Annotated in this window: 17 protein-coding genes; 11 read left to right on the top strand and 6 right to left on the bottom strand. The window is 68.8% G+C overall.

Annotated features, from left to right (window positions below; all coding sequences use genetic code 11):
• Window positions 1–2: 2 nt before the first annotated feature.
• The gene (locus tag AOM45_RS40955; protein WP_030470315.1) at window positions 3–422 is read right to left on the bottom strand and encodes a roadblock/LC7 domain-containing protein; all 420 of its coding nucleotides are present in this window, start codon (window positions 420–422) and stop codon (window positions 3–5) included.
• Window positions 419–3,025 (bottom strand): nitrate- and nitrite sensing domain-containing protein, encoded by a 2,607-nt coding sequence (locus AOM45_RS40960; RefSeq protein WP_059362955.1) that lies wholly within the window; start codon window positions 3,023–3,025, stop codon window positions 419–421. The genes AOM45_RS40955 and AOM45_RS40960 overlap by 4 nt, the downstream gene beginning before the upstream one ends.
• Window positions 3,026–3,358: 333 nt before the next feature.
• Between AOM45_RS40960 and AOM45_RS40965 the strand changes: the two genes are divergently transcribed.
• On the top strand, window positions 3,359–3,769 hold the full coding sequence (locus AOM45_RS40965; RefSeq protein ID WP_030470313.1) for a DUF485 domain-containing protein: 411 nt from the start codon (window positions 3,359–3,361) through the stop codon (window positions 3,767–3,769).
• The gene (locus AOM45_RS40970) at window positions 3,766–5,343 is read left to right on the top strand and encodes a monocarboxylic acid transporter (protein WP_030470312.1); all 1,578 of its coding nucleotides are present in this window, start codon (window positions 3,766–3,768) and stop codon (window positions 5,341–5,343) included. Before AOM45_RS40965 ends, AOM45_RS40970 begins: the two co-directional genes overlap by 4 nt.
• Here AOM45_RS40970 and AOM45_RS40975 read toward each other — a convergent pair.
• Entirely contained in the window at window positions 5,329–6,108 is a 780-nt protein-coding gene (locus AOM45_RS40975; RefSeq protein ID WP_030470311.1) for an alpha/beta fold hydrolase, read from the bottom strand. The genes AOM45_RS40970 and AOM45_RS40975 overlap by 15 nt on opposite strands.
• 70 nt (window positions 6,109–6,178) lie before the next feature.
• Between AOM45_RS40975 and AOM45_RS40980 the strand changes: the two genes are divergently transcribed.
• A complete protein-coding gene (locus AOM45_RS40980; protein ID WP_030470310.1) occupies window positions 6,179–7,474 on the top strand; it encodes an aminotransferase-like domain-containing protein in 1,296 nt (431 codons plus the stop codon).
• Between the two features lie 63 nt (window positions 7,475–7,537).
• Here the strand turns inward: AOM45_RS40980 and AOM45_RS40985 are convergent, their stop codons facing one another.
• Both AOM45_RS40985 and AOM45_RS40990 read right to left on the bottom strand, forming a co-directional pair.
• Entirely contained in the window at window positions 7,538–8,380 is an 843-nt protein-coding gene (locus tag AOM45_RS40985) for an ATP-grasp domain-containing protein (RefSeq protein WP_030470309.1), read from the bottom strand.
• Complete coding sequence (locus AOM45_RS40990) at window positions 8,377–8,667, bottom strand: hypothetical protein (protein WP_030470308.1); 291 nt, start codon at window positions 8,665–8,667, stop codon at window positions 8,377–8,379. The genes AOM45_RS40985 and AOM45_RS40990 overlap by 4 nt, the downstream gene beginning before the upstream one ends.
• Window positions 8,668–8,703: 36 nt before the next feature.
• On the opposite strand from AOM45_RS40990, the gene AOM45_RS53260 reads away from it, so the two are divergent.
• From AOM45_RS53260 to AOM45_RS41005, 5 genes are all read left to right on the top strand, one after another.
• Window positions 8,704–9,135, top strand: coding sequence for a DUF885 domain-containing protein (locus AOM45_RS53260; RefSeq protein WP_236704019.1), 432 nt, complete (start codon window positions 8,704–8,706; stop codon window positions 9,133–9,135).
• Window positions 9,132–10,289, top strand: coding sequence for a DUF885 domain-containing protein (locus AOM45_RS40995; protein ID WP_236704020.1), 1,158 nt, complete (start codon window positions 9,132–9,134; stop codon window positions 10,287–10,289). The genes AOM45_RS53260 and AOM45_RS40995 overlap by 4 nt, the downstream gene beginning before the upstream one ends.
• An 85-nt stretch (window positions 10,290–10,374) precedes the next feature.
• Window positions 10,375–11,316: a quinone oxidoreductase family protein gene (locus AOM45_RS41000; RefSeq protein ID WP_030470307.1), complete on the top strand. Its 942-nt coding sequence runs from the start codon at window positions 10,375–10,377 to the stop codon at window positions 11,314–11,316.
• Between the two features lie 188 nt (window positions 11,317–11,504).
• Window positions 11,505–11,792 carry a cold-shock protein gene (locus AOM45_RS50180; protein ID WP_081902421.1) on the top strand — a complete coding sequence of 96 codons (288 nt, stop codon included), beginning with the start codon at window positions 11,505–11,507 and terminating at the stop codon, window positions 11,790–11,792.
• Window positions 11,773–12,285, top strand: a complete 513-nt coding sequence (locus tag AOM45_RS41005) for a hypothetical protein (RefSeq protein ID WP_030470306.1) — start codon at window positions 11,773–11,775, stop codon at window positions 12,283–12,285. The genes AOM45_RS50180 and AOM45_RS41005 overlap by 20 nt, the downstream gene beginning before the upstream one ends.
• A gap of 49 nt (window positions 12,286–12,334) precedes the next feature.
• On the opposite strand, the gene AOM45_RS41010 is transcribed toward AOM45_RS41005, so the two are convergent.
• A complete protein-coding gene (locus AOM45_RS41010; protein ID WP_030470305.1) occupies window positions 12,335–12,850 on the bottom strand; it encodes an FKBP-type peptidyl-prolyl cis-trans isomerase in 516 nt (171 codons plus the stop codon).
• Window positions 12,851–13,178: 328 nt separating this feature from the next.
• Between AOM45_RS41010 and AOM45_RS41015 the strand changes: the two genes are divergently transcribed.
• From AOM45_RS41015 to AOM45_RS41025, 3 genes are read left to right on the top strand one after another with little or no spacing between them, the layout of a single operon-like run.
• On the top strand, window positions 13,179–14,183 hold the full coding sequence (locus tag AOM45_RS41015; protein WP_156094105.1) for a hypothetical protein: 1,005 nt from the start codon (window positions 13,179–13,181) through the stop codon (window positions 14,181–14,183).
• Between the two features lie 6 nt (window positions 14,184–14,189).
• Window positions 14,190–14,837: a hypothetical protein gene (locus AOM45_RS41020; protein WP_035911907.1), complete on the top strand. Its 648-nt coding sequence runs from the start codon at window positions 14,190–14,192 to the stop codon at window positions 14,835–14,837.
• A 60-nt stretch (window positions 14,838–14,897) separates the two neighbouring features.
• Window positions 14,898–15,548 carry an HD domain-containing protein gene (locus tag AOM45_RS41025; protein ID WP_030470302.1) on the top strand — a complete coding sequence of 217 codons (651 nt, stop codon included), beginning with the start codon at window positions 14,898–14,900 and terminating at the stop codon, window positions 15,546–15,548.
• The last annotated feature ends 1 nt before the right edge of the window (window position 15,549 follow it).

Consider the following 15,549-nt stretch of genomic DNA (forward strand, 5'->3'; position numbering starts at 1 on the left):
GATCACCTCACGCTGTGCAGCTGAGCTCGCAGTTCGGGAGTGAGGATCTGGCCCACCTGGTCGACGACCACGGTCATCTCGTAGGCCACTTGGCCGACGTCGCTGTCGGGGGCGGCGAGAACCGCCAAACAAGACCCGTCTCGAATGGACATGAGAAGCATGATCCCGTAGTCCATCTCGATCACCGTGCGCAACACTCCGCCACCCTCGAAACACCGCGAGGCGCTCGTCGTGAGCGCCGCGACACCCGATGCGATGGCGGCGAGCTGTTCCGCGCGGTCCGGCGGAAGGCCTGTCGACTTCGTGAGGAGCAGACCGTCCACCGAGATCACGATCGCGTGCGCGACACCGGGCACGCGATCGGTGAAGTTCGTGATGAGCCAGCCGAACTGGTCAACCTGGCGCGACTGCGGCGTGCTCATGTCTTCTCCCCGTTGTGCTGGCCGTTCCCCTGGCCGTTTCCGTTCCCGTTGCCTCCCAGCGGGGCCTGGCGCAGGCCTGTCTGGTAGCTCGCGAGGAAGCCTCGTGCTCGTTCCGGATCGCGCTTCGGGCCGGCGGCAGGGCGGGTGCCGTTCTCGGGACGTGCGGCGAGGTCGGGGAGCAGATTCTTACGCGGCGCGCGTTTCGGCAACCCGGCATCGGTCTCGCCGGCGTCCGTGGCGGGGTCGCCGGCCTGTTCCCAGACCGTTCCGCCGGGCTTCTTGCCGAACCACGACGCCACTACGGACGGTGACGACGCAGGTGGGGACGATTGGTCACCGTTGACCGGTTCGTCCTGGACGGCGCCACCTGAGAACCAGGAGGACGTCGTCTCGTTCGGTGTCTCAACAGGCACGGGTTTCGGGGCGGCGACGGGCTCCGGGCGCGGGTTGCGCTGCTGCGGTGCCTCGTCGATCGCCGCGCCGCGGAACGAGGTCCACTCTGCCGACTCTCGAGGGTGCTCGATGGCCGGTGCGGGCGCGGGCGGTGGTGCCAGGTTCGGGGTCTTCACGACGACGTGCGGTTGCTTGGCGAGAGCGGGCTTCGGCTGCGGCAGCGCGGCGTGCCGCGGCTGGGCGGGCGCGGGAGCCTCCTCCTGCGCACGCACGAGCTCCGAGGGCACGAGCACGAACGCCCGCAGGCCCTCACGGCCCTCTCCGGGGGCGCGCAGCCGGACCGTGATGCCGTGACGGCCGGCGAGGCGACCGACGACGAAGAGGCCCATCTGGCGCGAAACCGGCACATCATCCTCTGTACCAGAGGAAAGACGTTCGTTGGCCTCGGTCAGCTCGGCGGGGCCCATGCCGATGCCCTGGCCGGCGACCTCGACCAGCACGGAACCCTGCTGGTCGATCCGCGAGCCGATCATGACCTGCGTGCTGGGCGCGGAGAACGCGGTGGCGTTGTCCAGCAGCTCCGCGACGAGGCGGACGAGGTCGCTGGCCGCATAGCCGACGATCTCCACCGACGGGGTCGACTTCACCACGACGCGCTGGTAGTGCTCGATCTCCGACGCGGCGGCGCGCAGCACGTCGGCCAGCGGGACCGGCTGGTGGAACCGGCGCGCGACGTCGGTGCCGGACAGCACCATGAGGTTCTCGTTGTTGCGGCGCATGCGCGTCGCGAGGTGGTCGAGCTTGAAGAGGTTGGCGAGCTGCTCGGGGTTCTCCTCGTGGCGCTCCAGCTCCTCCATGAGCTTGAGCTGGCGTTCGACGAGCCCCTGTGAGCGGCGCGACAGGTTGACGAAGATGTTCTTCATGCCCGACCGCAGCGACGACTGCTCGACGGCGGAACGGATCGCCATCTCGTGCACGGCGTCGAACGCGCGCGCCAGCTGGCCGAACTCCTCGACGGTGTGCACGGGCACCGGTTCGATCTCGGTGTCCGGCTTGCGGTCGGCGCGGATCGCCGCGACGACCTCCGGGAGGTGGTGGTGCGCCACGTCGAGCGCGGAGTGCCGCAGCTCGGACAGCGACCGCAGCAGGTAGCGGCCGATGACGAAGCCGAGCGTGCCGGCGATCAGCAGCATCGCGAGCAGGATGACCGCGGCGGCGCCCGCCTTGTTGGACGTGTCGTCCTGGAGCGCGGCGGCGGAGTTCGCGAGCTCGTCCTGCAGCTGGCGGACGACCTGTTCCATCAGCCGGATGGTGGTGCCGGACGCCTTGTTCCAGTCCTCGACGGCGATGCCGAACGAGGGCGGCGGCTTGGGCTGCCCGGCGCGCGTGGCCGGCGCGGGGACGCCGTCGGGCTGGGTGAGCGCGCGTTCGACGAGCGCGGTGCGGTTCGCGACGACGGCACCGGTCACGGTCTGGTCGTAGGCGCGGCGCTGTTCGGTCGTGCCGACGGCCTGGAAGTCGCTGAGGCGGTCCTGGAGCCGGATGTCGGACTGTTCCAGCACGCGGACCTCGGGGCCGAGCAGCTTGGTCCGGCCGATCCCGGCCAGGACGACCGCGTGCTGCAGCGAGACCTGCTCCTGCGCGATGACCATGTTGTGCAGCGCGAGCGCGGTGCCCGCGATGGCCTCGTCGCCGAACTGGCTGATGAGCGCCTGTTCGAAGTCCAGCAACGACTTCACGACCGCGGTGTAGCCGGTGGTGCCGCCGGACGGGTCGCCGCCGTCGCCGCCCTGCGCGACCTTCTCCCGCAGGTTCTTCAACGTCTCCAGCTGGCCGCCGAGCTCGTTGAAGCGGTTGCGCGCGACGTCGCTCAGGCCCTCGGTGCGGTCGACGCGGCGGCGCACGGTCGCCGCGGCGTTGTCGGTGGCGCTGATCTGGTTCTGGTAGGCGCCCACGCCGGAACCGCTGGTCGTGCTCTGCGCGGCGAGCGTGCGTTCCTGCTGGACGCTGGAGATCAAAGGCGCGAGATCCGACCGGAGCCGGACGAGACCCTGCATCTGCACGTAGTTGTTCGACCGGTCGACGTAACCGGAGATCTGCAGTGCGCCCGCGCCCACGGCCACCGCGACGGGCACCAGGAGCACCACACCGAGCTTGACCGGGAGGCGCCAGTTGCGCCAGTCGCTGATCTTTCTCCACTCGACATTCACGAAATGATCCCCAAGGCGCGCTCGAAGTGCCCCACTATCGGCTACCTCCTGGCCTGGTGAATCCCCGCGACTTGAGTCACCCGCAGCTCGATATCCAGATCGGCCGTATCGGGTGTTAGCGGATAGTAGGCCAGAGAGCGTGACGCGACAACGACCTCGGGCGTGCACGACTGATCACCCACCGTGACAGCCCACCCCTTGGGGTGGTCGTCACAGCTCAGGGGATTGACTCGTCGCCACGCGTGGTTACGCTTGCGCCTCCCACCCCCGGATCGGACGCGCCCTGTGCGCGAAGCCTCGCCGGGCACTCCCCGTAACGAATGCGAGCGGTTGATGACGAAGGCGCTGCCCTCCGTGTCACGCCCGGCCACCCCCGGTTTCGCCACCTTTGCAGAACCTCATCACTCATTGCTCATAGATGGTGACGGTGAGCCGGACTTCGGTGCCATCCAAACGAATGAGGAATTTCTCGCGCTGAAGCGCCGGGTGACGCGATTTATTCTCCCCGCAACGCTGCTGTTCCTCACCTGGTACGTCACCTTCGTATTGCTTTCGGCCTACGCCGCGGACTTCATGCGCACTCCTCTGTTCGGAACAGTGAACGTGGGCCTGACGATGGGATTTCTCCAGATCGTCACGACGATCGTGATCACAATGGCGTACGCCCGTTACTCCAAGAGGAGGCTCGACCCGCAGGTCGAGAAGGTGCGCGCGCTGGCCGAAACCGATGAGGAGCTCGCGTGACCGGGGCGAACACCGCAATCAACCTGTCGGTCTTCGGCATCTTCGTTCTGCTGACGCTCTACATCGTCTATCGGGCGTCGACGCGGAACGTGAGTGCGTCGGACTACTACGCGGCGGGCAGCAGCTTCACGGGTACTCAGAACGGCATCGCGCTCTCCGGTGACTTCCTCTCCGCCGCGTCGTTCCTGGGCATCTCCGGCGCGATCGCCGTGAACGGCTACGACGGCTTCATGTACTCGATCGGGTGGGTAGTCGCCTGGCTGATCGGCCTGATGCTCATCTCGGAACGGCTGCGCAACACCGGCCGCTTCACGATGGGTGACGTGATGGCGTTCCGCATGCGCCAGCGCCCGGTGCGCGCGGCGGCGGCGAACGCGACGCTGGTGATCTCGATCTTCTACATGATCGCCCAGATGGCGGGCGCCGGCGGCCTGATGGCGCTGCTGCTGGACGTGCACAGCAAGGTCGGCCAGGCGATCATCATCGCGGTCGTGGGCATCGTCATGGTGCTGTACGTGCTGGTCGGCGGCATGAAGGGCACGACGTGGGTGCAGATCATCAAGGCCGTCATGCTGATCCTCTGCGTGTCACTGATGACGATCTTCCTGATCGGCAAGTTCGGTTTCGACTTCTCCGCCATGCTCGACCGCGCGACCCAGAAGTCGCCGCTGGGCGAGGCCGTTCTCTCTCCTGGTGTGAAGTACGGCGCATCGGGCCTGTCGAAGATCGACTTCATTTCGCTGGCGCTCGCGCTGCTCCTCGGCACCGCGTCTCTCCCCCACGTCCTGATGCGCTTCTACACGGTGCCGAACGCGCGTGAGGCACGCAGGTCGGTCGTGTGGGCGACGTGGATGGTGGCGATCTTCTACTCGTGCACCCTGGTCATCGGCTTCGGCGCGATGGCCCTGGTCGGCACGGACAAGATCACCGGTGCTCCCGGTGGCGAGAACTCCGCGGCGCCGCTGCTGGCGTTCCAGGTCGGTGGCACGGTGCTGCTCGGCATCGTGTGCGCGGTGGCGTTCGCCACGATCCTCGCCGTGGTCGCAGGCCTGACGCTGACCGCTTCCGCCTCGTTCGCGCACGACGTGTACGCGAACGTCATCAAGCACGGTGAGGCGGACCCGCGCGACGAGGTGCGCGTCGCTCGCATCACCGCGGTGTGCGTCGGCGTGCTCGCGATCGCCGGCGGGATCGCGGCCAACGGTCAGAACGTTGCCTTCCTGGTCGCTCTGGCCTTCGCGCTGGCGGCTTCCGCGAACCTGCCGACGCTGCTGTACTCCATGTTCTGGAAGCGGTTCAACACGCGCGGCACGTTGTGGAGCATGTACGGCGGCCTCACCTCGTGCGTGCTGCTCATCGCCTTCTCCCCCGCCATCTCCGGCTCGAAGTCGTCGGTGTTCCCGGACGCCGACTTCGCGTTCTTCCCGCTCTCGAACCCCGGCATCGTGGCGATCCCGCTGTCGTTCCTGGCCGGGTTCCTGGGCACGATCCTCAGCAAGGAGCCCGCCGACCCCGCGAAGCAGGCGGAGATGGAGGTCCGCGGGCTGACCGGCATCGGGTCAGGTCTGCGCTAGAAGTCCCGCCACCGCTTCGTTGAACACCTCGGGGCGTTCCAGGTTCGGCATGTGCGCGGCGCCGTCGACCACGACCAGCGTCGAACCTGGAACCCTGTCGCGCAGGTACTCGGCGTCCTTCACGGGCGTGTACTCGTCATCACTGCCGACCACGATCAGGGTCGGCACGGTGACGGCTTCGAGGGTTCCGGTGTAGTCGGGCCTTTCGGCGCGGCCCCTGAGCGCTGCCGCCGCGCCCTCCGGCGGTGCGTTGTGCATCATCTTCGACACGTGCTCGCCGGCGGCGGTGTTGTGCGGCGCCACCATCTTCCACAGCACTTCGGTCGCGTAGCCGGACATGCCCTCGTGCAGCAGCCGGTCCGCCATCGCGTTGCGGTTCCGGCGCCCCTCCTCCGTTTCGGGTTGGGCGAACGTGTCGGCGAAGATCAGGCCCTTGATGCGCTCGGGGAACCGGCGGGCGCATTCCATGACGATCTGGCCGCCCATCGACAGGCCGCCGAGCACGAACCGGTCGATCCCGAGGTGGGTGAGCAGCGCGGCGATGTCGGTCGCGAAGACGTCCAGCGGCGTGGTGCCGGGGACGACCGTGCTCTCGCCGTAGCCGCGCAGGTCGGCGGCGATCACCCGGTGGGTCGCTGCGAAGTGCTCGACCTGCGGGCGCCACATCGAGCGGTCGAACGGGTGGCCGTGGACCAGGACCAACGGATCGCCGCCGCCCTCGTCGTCGTAGCCGATGGTGATGCCGTTGACGGTCGCGGTGGTCATGATCCCGACCGTAACCAGGACCTTCGCTCGGTACAATCAAAACATTGCTCTCGGTGCAATTGGGGCGCCTGTGGACGACTTCCGGCGGATCGCGGACGCCATCGCCGCGGACATCGCTCGCGGGCGGCTGCGGCCAGGCGAGCGACTGCCGCCACAACGCGCGTTCGCCAGGCGCCACCGGATCGCGAACTCCACGGCGGCACGGGTGTACGGCGAGCTGGCGCGGCGCGGGCTGATCACCGGCGAGGTCGGCCGGGGCACGTTCGTCCGGGCACGCGCGGCGGAACCCGCCCTCGCCGATCCCGGTAGCGCGCCGGTGGACCTCCAGCTGAACTTCCCGGTGTTGCCGGAGCAGGCGGCACTGCTGTCGGCCGGCCTGAGCACGATCCTGCGGCCCGACGTCCTGGCGGACGCGTTGCGACCGAGCGGGGTGACCGGCACGCCCTCCGCCCGAGCCGCGGCCGCAGAGCTGTTGGCACGCGACGAATGGCGTCCGTCACCAGAACAGATCCTGTTCACCGGCAACGGAAAGCAGTCACTGGCGGCGAGCATCGCAGCGCTCGTGCCGGTCGGCGGGCGGCTCGGTGTCGAGGCCCTGACCTATCCGGTGGTGCGCACGATCGCCGGTCGGCTGGGGATCACGTTGGTGCCGTTGGAGATGGACGACCACGGGGTGGTGCCGGACGCCGTGCGGACGGCGGCGGTGCGGGCCGTCTACCTGCAGCCGGCCCTGCACAACCCGCTCGGCGTCACGATGCCCGCCGAACGCCGGGCGGAAGTCGTCGCGGTGCTGGAGGAACTGGACCTGCCCCTGATCGAGGACTGCGTCTACACGTTCCTGTGCGACGAGCCGCCGTTGGCCGCGCTCGCCCCGGACCGCACGGTCGTCGTCGACAGCCTGTCCAAGCGGATCGCACCGGGATTGACGCTCGGTTTCGTCGTCCCGCCAGCGGCGCTCGGCGACCGGATCGCCGCCGCCGCGCGAGGTGGCGGCTGGACGGCGCCGCGGTTCGCTCTCGACGTGGCGGTGCACCACATCACCGACGGCACCGCGGCCACCATCCAGCAAGCCAAGAGAGCGGACGCGACGGCGCGGCAACGGCTCGTCGCGGCGAAGCTGGACGTGCGCGCCGATCCACGCGCCTACCACTGCTGGTGGGAGCTGCCACCGCCGTGGCGCGCCGACACGTTCGTCGCCGCCGCCGCGCGGGAGGGCATCGCGGTGACGCCGGCGTCGGCGTTCGCGGTCGGCAAGGCACCCAACGCGGTGCGGCTCGCCTTGGCGTCCCCGCCTCTCGACCGGCTCTCCACCGCACTGGACGTGCTGGCCGGCATCGCCCGCGGCACACCGGAGTTGGGCGCGTGACCCGACCACGGCGAACCACCACCGCGCGGCCCGCCGGCCGGCATCGCCCGCGACGCACCCTGCCTAGACGCGTGACCTGATCGCGGCGCTCAACCGCGACGCGGCCTCCTCGCCGGTGTGCTTGAACCCCAGCGACGGCTCGGTCAGTTCCAGCTCCAGCAGCAGCGGCTCGCCCTCGGCACCCTCGACCACGTCCACGCGGGCGTAGAGGAAGTCCTTGCGCGACAACGCGAGCAGCTCGGCGGCCACGTCCAGCACGTGCTCGGCGAGCTCGAGCTGCGGCACGGACGGTTCGATCGCGCGCAGCCTCTCCTCGACGTACAGGCCCGACTCCGACTCGGCCAGGCCCTGGGCCAGCATCGGTCCTTTGTGGAACGAGTGGGAGTACTCGCCCGCGAAGAACACGAGTGCCGTCTCGCCGTGCTCGTCCACACTGGACTGGTAGGGCTGCACGAGTGCTTTGACGCCAAGGGCTTCGAGGTGTGCCTGGGCCGCGGAGGGTGAGGTGAACCGGGCTGCCCCGCGCGAGCCCGCGCCGATCGCCGGCTTCACCACGAACTCGCCGTCCGGCCACACCGGCGACGAGCCCGGTTCGACGACGGCCGTGGGCACGACGGGGACGCCGTGGGCCGCGAGCTCGACCAGGTAGGACTTGTCGGTGTTCCAGCGGACCACCGACACGGAGTTCGCCAGCGCGGGCACTGCGGAGCACCACGCCAGGAAGTCGTCGAGGCGCTCGGGGTAGTCCCAGGTGGTGCGCAGCACGACGAGGTCGGCGCCCGAGACGTCGGTGCCCCACGGCTGCCACGTCACGTCGACGCCGTCGCGCACCAGGGCGGCGATGAGCGCGGCCTCGTCGCCGTCACCCTCCGGCAGTGCGGCGCAGGACGCCAGCACCACCTTCATGACTGCATCGAGGCCATCTTGCGGCGGTGCGCGGGACCGATCTTGGTGCCGGCGGTCGTCTCGCGGTCCCATTCGGCCTGCTCGACGTTGTCGACGGCTTCGACGGCCTTGGTGGCGGACTCGACGTCCGCGGCCATCACGTCGCCCATGGCGCCGTCCGCACCGACCAGCACGATCCGCGCGCCGGCCCTGCCGATCGGCTCCACGACCGCTTTGACCGCCGTACCCGGCTTGCCGTGGGCCTTCACGAACTCGGCGATGCGCTTCTGAGTGGTTTGATCAGACACCCCCACACTGTAAAACCAGCGGGTAGCTTCAGTGCGGTGACCACCGACACGCTCACGTCGTTCCTCTCGTGGTACTTCGACCACCACCCGGCTCACGCGGCGCAGGTCGGCTCGCTGGAGCACTACTCGACGTTCGGGGACTTCTCCTCGGCGGCGTTCGAGCAGCGGGCCAGGGAGAAGGGCGCCTGGATGGCGCGGCTGGAGCCGTTGCCGAGGTCGGTCGACCGCGATCTCGCGCTGTCGGTGCTGCGCGGATCGCTCGCACTGGAGGCGTGGCCCGGCTGGCGGCGCGACCCCCAGGAGTACTCCGGGATGGTCTTCTTCGGACTGCTGGGTCCGTTCCTGCACCGGTTGCTGCCCGAGGACGAGCTCGTCGCCACCGCGATCGCGAAGCTGCGCGAGGTGCCGTCGGTGTTCGCCGCCGCCGAGGCGAACCTCGACCGGCGCTCGCGTCGCCGCTGGTCGTGAAGCGGGCGCGCGACCAGGTGCGGACCGGGCGTTCGTTCGTGCTGGACTCGCTGCCGCAGCAGGTGTCCACACCCCAGCTGCGCGCTCAGCTGGTGGACGCCGCCGTGCCCGCCGCCGAGGCGTTCGACCGGTACGCGGCGTTCCTCGACGAACTCCTCCTGCGGGCGACCGGCGACTGGCGCATGGGCGAGAAGCTCTACTCGACGGTGTTGCAGGACAAGGAGTTGCTCGGCTACGGCGCACCGGAGCTGCACCAGCGCGGGCAGGACGCCTACGCCGCGCTGGAGGCGGAGCTGGTCGAGCTGGCGGGCTCCGCGGACTGGCGCACGGCGATGAGCGCGTTGCAGGACGACCACCCGCCGACGCTGGAGGCGATGCGCGCCGAGTACGAGGCGGAGACGGCACGGGCCCGCGCGGCACTGGTCGAGCACTCGCTCGTGACGCTGCCGGACGGCGAGGAGTGCCAGGTGGTGCCGTCACCGCCGTTCCAGCGGGCGATCATGGCGGTCGCGAGCTACGTCGGCCCGCCGCCGCTGACCTCCAACCGCGGCGGCTACTTCTTCGTGCCGTACACGCCGGACAACGCGACGGACGAGCAGATCACGCAACGGCTGCGCACCAACGCGCGCTCGCAGCTGCCGACGATCTCGGTGCACGAGGCCTACCCCGGCCACCACTGGCACTCCGCCTGGGTCGCGGCGCAGGGCCCGGCGCACCCGCTGCGGAAGGTGTTCCGCACGCCGTACTTCTCCGAGGGCTGGGCGCTGTACTCGGAGAAACTGCTGCGCTCGGTCGGCTACTACACGACGCGAGGGGCGTTGATGGGCCACGTCGAGGCGCGGCTGTTCCGCGCGGCGCGGATGGTCGTCGACACCGCGCTGCACTGCGGGGACATGACGCCGGACGAGGCCGAGGCGTTCATGGTGGCGCGCACGGCACTGACACCGGGCACGGCGGCGGGCGAGGTGAAGAGGTACTGCGCGTGGCCGACGCAGGCGCCGTCGTACCTGACCGGCGCGCTGGAGATCGACCTGATCCGGGACGACTACCTCGCCGCGGGGCTGGGGTCGTTGCGCGACTTCCACGACCGGATCGCGGGATCCGGCGCGCTGCCGCTCGGGCTCGCGCGCCGGGTGGCGCTGGGCGAGGACTGACGGCACCGTGGTTCCCAGGTCGTGGGAACGGGAACAACGTCGTCACGGCCGGGGTTGAGCCGGGTGAGTCGATCAAGGAGGACAGATGCCCAAGGCAGTGGTGGTGCGTTCGGCCGGCGGCCCCGAGGTGCTGGAGTTCACGGACGTGCCGTCGCCCGTGCCCGGTGACGGCGAGCTGCTGGTGCGGGTGGGCGCGGCGGGCGTCAACTACATCGACACCTACCAGCGCAGCGGCCAGTACCAGGTGCCGCTGCCCACCGCTTTGGGACTGGAGGGCGCGGGCGAGGTCGTCGTGTCGAACTCCCCCGACTTCGCCGTCGGCGACCGGGTGGCGTGGATGTCCGTGCTGGGCAGCTACGCGTCCGAGGTAGTCGTGCCGGCGTCGGCCGCGGTGAAGGTGCCGGACGAGCTCGACGTCGAACGGGCGGCGGCCGCGCTGTTGCAGGGCATCACCGCGCACTACCTCGTCTTCTCGACCTACGCGGTCAAGGAGGGCGACCGGGTGCTGGTGCACGCGGCGGCCGGTGGTGTCGGGTTGCTGCTGACGCAGTGGGCGAAGTCGCGCGGCGCCCACGTGATCGGGACCGTGTCGACCGACGAGAAGGAGGCGCTGGCCCGCGAGGCCGGGGCCGACGAGGTGCTGCGGTACGGCGACTTCGCGTCGCAGATCGACAAGGTCGACGTCGTCTACGACGGGGTCGGGAAGGACACGTTCGACCAGTCGCTCGCGTCGTTGAAGCCGCGCGGCATGCTGGCGCTGTTCGGGGCGTCGTCCGGGCCGGTGCCGCCGGTGGACCCGCAGCGGCTGAACCAGGCGGGGTCGGTGTACCTCACGCGGCCCTCGACCGGCGCCTACCTGCTCGACCGCGCCGAGTTCGAGTGGCGCGCCTCTGATCTGTTCGCCGCGATCGCCGACGGGACGCTGTCACTGCGGATCGGCGGCCGGTACAAGCTGGAGGAGGCGGCGCAGGCGCACACGGACCTGCAGTCGCGCAAGACGACCGGGAAGCTGCTGCTCCTGCCGTGACTTCACGCCGGAACGGCCCTCCGACCGCCGGAGGGCCGTTTCGCATTTCCGGTCACGCGAAGAACTTTCTCGATTCCTTCGTGGACGTGCCACGTTCGAGTGATGCCGCGCCCGTTTTCGTTGAACTGCCCTCATCCGCCCGTTAGCTTCGTTCACGGGGAAGCCGGCGGAAGCATAGAACGGCCCGCATGACGGCGAGTGGGGAACAGCCGAGCCGCGGCCGAGTGCTTCAGTGGCATGCGGACGAAGGCTGGGGGGCAATCGTTTCACCGGAATTCGACGGTCCGGTCTGGGTTCATTTTTCGAGCATTGACCCGGGCGATCGGAACACGTCCACCGGAGGCTATCGGAGCCTCCGGGAAGGCGAGGCCGTCGAGTTCACGGCGGAGCGCGCTGACCAGGACGGATACCGCTGGCGAGCCATCAGGGTGAGATCGTCGGAGGGGAACCTGAACAGTGAGGAAACTCAGCCGTGAACTGATCGCGATCGCTTCGAGTGCGCTGGCCGCCATCACGCTGCTGGCCGGAACCGCGAGCGCGGACCACTACCACACGTTCACGCAAAGCGCGGAGTACTTCGAGGCCACCGACAACAACGGTCACTTCACCGCACAGGCGAACATGCACGCGGGTTGTGCGGTGCCGATGCCGTGGTCATTCCGAATCTCCGCGGCGGTGCAGGCCATCGCCACCAGCACCATGAACTGCACGGCCGGCCACAACCAGCTTTCGTACAGCGACTCGCACCCGAACATTCCGGTGGACTACCACTGGCACTCCACGGTCCAGGGCAACCTGGTGAAGAACATCAAGTACGACCTGTGGGGCAACTGCACGTTCAGGGTGCAGGTCGGCGGCAGGCCGGGCACCGCGAACCTCAACTTCCAGTTCCACTACTCGATGTTCTGCGGACCGTGCGGCCGCTCCGACGGCGGGTTCCACAGCGAGCTGGAGATCGTGCCGGACTAGCGCCGGTGGTTCGGGGGTGCGCCCTGCGGACCCCCGAACCGTCGCACGTCTACGCGGCGGGGGTGACCTTCACGCCGTCGATCACGAACACGAGGGTCTCGTTCGGCTTGATGCCCTGCCCGCCCTTGCCGTAGCCCTTGGCCGGCGGGACGACCAGCAGGCGCCGGCCCTTCTCCTTGAGCCCGACGATGCCCTCGTTCCAGCCGTCGATGACCGGCGCCTGGCCGACGTTCTCCACGTCGAACGGCTGCCCGCGCTCGAAGGAGCTGTCCAGCACCTTCTTGTCGGAGAACGTCGTGAGCTGGTAGTTGACCGAGGCCGTCGTGCCCGCCTTCACCTCGGCGCCGGTGCCCTGCACCAGGTCCTTGATGATGAGCTCGTCGGTGGGCTTGCAGGCCGGGATCTCGACCTTGGGCGCCGCACCGAAGGCACCGGTGACCTTGAAGTCGTCGGCCTTGCAGGGGGCCGACGGCGCGCCCGCGGAGGGCTGGGCCGAGCTGCCGCAGCCGGACAGGCCGGCGGCCGCGACGAGCGCCAGGGACGCGATGAGCAGGACATTACGCATGGTCGGTGAGCGTATTCGGATGGTTGTGAGCCGGGTGTAGCAGGCCGGGCTGCGTGGGCCGGGCCTACGCAGCGTGGGTGCTCCGAGGGGCCGGGTCACCCTCATCCGACTCGTTCTCCAGCGATCAGCGACGGGGTGTCACCGAAGCGCACGAGTACGGGCCGACGACTGCGCTCAAGGGCGGTTATTCCGGGACTAAATGTCGCACGAATAGCAGCTTCCTTATCTTTTGACCGACGCGTACAGTAACTCCGCGCACTTGATCGGACACCGACTGCATTCGTCCGTTCGGGTAGCGGCCGTTGAGGTGACCCAGGAGGTGGGACACGTGTCCGCGGAGGCCGGAGGCATCCGCAGCAACCTGATCTCGGAGTTGTTCTGGACTCGGACCGGGTTGCTCCTCCTCATACTCGTCGTCACGTCGGGAACGTGTCTGGCCATTTCCAGTCAAATGGATTCCGGGGCACCTAGAAACTTCCTCACCGCACTGGGCACCGGCACGCTCATATCGGCGGTCGTGAGCTTCACGCAGACGCTCGTCACGTCGAAAGCGGCGCAGAAGGCACTTCTGGCGCCGGTCGTCGAGGAGAGCCGCCGGGCGCTCAAGGAGCTCAGCGAGGAGTACCGGCTGCTGGACAGGGAGTTCTTCCCCAGCCACGTGTTCGAGCCGACGGCCAAGCCGTCTCCCGTCTTCAACCAGCTGATGATGCAGGACCTGGAGCGGACGCGGCTGTACTGCTTCCGCGGGTTCGCCGGGCGGTACGCGGCGGGCAGGGTCCTGTTGTCGCAGACGGAATGCGAGCTCAGGGCCGTGCTGGCGGACCCGCGCGACGACAACGCGATCAGCGGGCGCGCGCGGTACCTCCTGCGCAACGCGGGCGCGGACGGCGACTACGACGAGATCGCCGCGCAGCTCAAGGAACAGATCGGCATCGGGCTCGTCGGGCTGTTCGTGGCGCGCAGCCGGTGCAGCAGGATCGACGTCACGATCGTTTCGGACCCGCCGCAGGACCGGCTCGAACTGTTCGACGACTGCGCCTGGATCACGCTCTACAGCAACACCGCCGGAGTCCCGAGGCCGTATCCGCGGACTCTCAGGTTCACCGAGAGCTCCTTCCTGTACGCGATGGAACGCGCGGAGTTCCTGCGGATCAGCAATTCCAAGGCCGGCTATCACTTCGTCATCACGCCGGGAACCACGAGAACCGACTTCCTGGCGTTGTTCGAGAAGATCACCGGCGAAACACTCACCAAAGACGGGTTCGCGGAACTCGAAGAGAAGTTCCACGCATTCCGTCGCGAATTCTCCGCATCCGCTCAGTTGAGGAGCTGATCGATCTTGCTAGCCGAGTTCACCGGGTTGTCCGCGCTCGAGGAGCTCGCCGCCCGGGTGAAGCGCGCCGAATTCCCTGTCGTCGATCACTGGACCGACGTCGGCGCGTGGTTCCGCGAGTGGGCGACCCGTCCGCAGCTGCGCAAGGAGCTGCGCGAGCACATCGACGGCCTCACCCCGCAGCAGGCGACCTGGGTGATCGCGCATTCACGGGAGACGACGACGCACTTCGCGTGGTGCCTGCGGGACGAACGGGACGAACCGTTCACGTTCTGGCTGCACGAGTACAAGCCGCTGTCGGACTGGCGGACCGGGTACGCGGACTCGGTCCACAACCACCGCTACCACTTCTGCACCACCATCCTGAGTGGCGCCTACCTGCACGAACGTTTCGCAGTCCGGCTCGGTGTCGGCGGCCGCACGGTCGTCGCCACGGAGCTCACGGACCGCACCCAGTGCGCCGAGGGCACCACCGGCACGTTGCTCGCGCACGAGTTCCACCGCATCCCGCGCGCGGCGGATGGGACCATGACGTTCCTGGTCAAGTCGCGCGCCGTCACGCCGTGGAGCCTCAGCTACGACCCGGACACCGGGATCAGCCACCGGCACGTGCCGGTCGAGGACCGCTTGGAGGATCTGACGAACCACCTGTGAAGCCCCGCGCGGGGGCCTGTGACACGCCTACCATCAGCCCACCCGGTGGGAGGGCTGATGATGCGTACGCGCACAACGATTCCGAGGTCTGTCATCGCGGACGTGGAGCAGCGCGTGAGGCGGCTGTGCGAGGACCTGGCCGCGAAGCTGCAGTTCCACGGCTGGCACCACGTGAGCTTCGTCCGCGACAAGTCCGTGCACTTCGCCGGACGCAACGGCGCCGCGCGAGACGTCGTCGAGGTCGCCGCGCTGGTGCACGACCTGAACTACATGGTCCGCCGCAACTCGCTGCCGACCGACGGCGAGGCGTTGCGCCGCAAGATCCTCTTCGTCTCCGGCGTGTGTCTCGGCGACATCGAGTGGATCGAGAAGATCGTCGTCGAGGCCGAGATGCGCACCCGCCACAGGGACATCTCGCTGGAGGCGCAGGCGTTGTCGGACGCGGACACGCTGTTCAAGGCGCTGCCCGTCACGCCGGTCGTGCTCGCGCACAAGTACTTGCAGGAGAACGGGATCACGCTCAAGGAGCTCGCGTACAAGATCGTGGGCGAGCAGGTGTCCAAGGCCGACGAGGGCTACTACTTCTACGACGCGGAGGCCGCCGCGACGTATTCCAAGTGGGCAGAGACGAACCTGTTGCTGTGGCAGCACATCGTGGAGTCGCTCGACGACCCGTGCGTCGAGGAGCTGCTGACCAAGGTGGCGTCCTGAG

Source organism: Lentzea aerocolonigenes (genome assembly GCF_000974445.1).
Lineage (GTDB): Bacteria > Actinomycetota > Actinomycetes > Mycobacteriales > Pseudonocardiaceae > Lentzea > Lentzea aerocolonigenes.

Coding starts and splice junctions, on each gene's coding strand:
- AOM45_RS41025 (WP_030470302.1), top strand. CDS start 14,898: ATGCGTACGCGCACAACGATTCCGAGGTCTGTCATCGCGGACGTGGAG.
- AOM45_RS41000 (WP_030470307.1), top strand. CDS start 10,375: ATGCCCAAGGCAGTGGTGGTGCGTTCGGCCGGCGGCCCCGAGGTGCTG.
- AOM45_RS40965 (WP_030470313.1), top strand. CDS start 3,359: ATGACGAAGGCGCTGCCCTCCGTGTCACGCCCGGCCACCCCCGGTTTC.
- AOM45_RS40955 (WP_030470315.1), bottom strand. CDS start 422: ATGAGCACGCCGCAGTCGCGCCAGGTTGACCAGTTCGGCTGGCTCATC.
- AOM45_RS50180 (WP_081902421.1), top strand. CDS start 11,505: ATGACGGCGAGTGGGGAACAGCCGAGCCGCGGCCGAGTGCTTCAGTGG.
- AOM45_RS40985 (WP_030470309.1), bottom strand. CDS start 8,380: ATGAAGGTGGTGCTGGCGTCCTGCGCCGCACTGCCGGAGGGTGACGGC.
- AOM45_RS40975 (WP_030470311.1), bottom strand. CDS start 6,108: ATGACCACCGCGACCGTCAACGGCATCACCATCGGCTACGACGACGAG.
- AOM45_RS41010 (WP_030470305.1), bottom strand. CDS start 12,850: ATGCGTAATGTCCTGCTCATCGCGTCCCTGGCGCTCGTCGCGGCCGCC.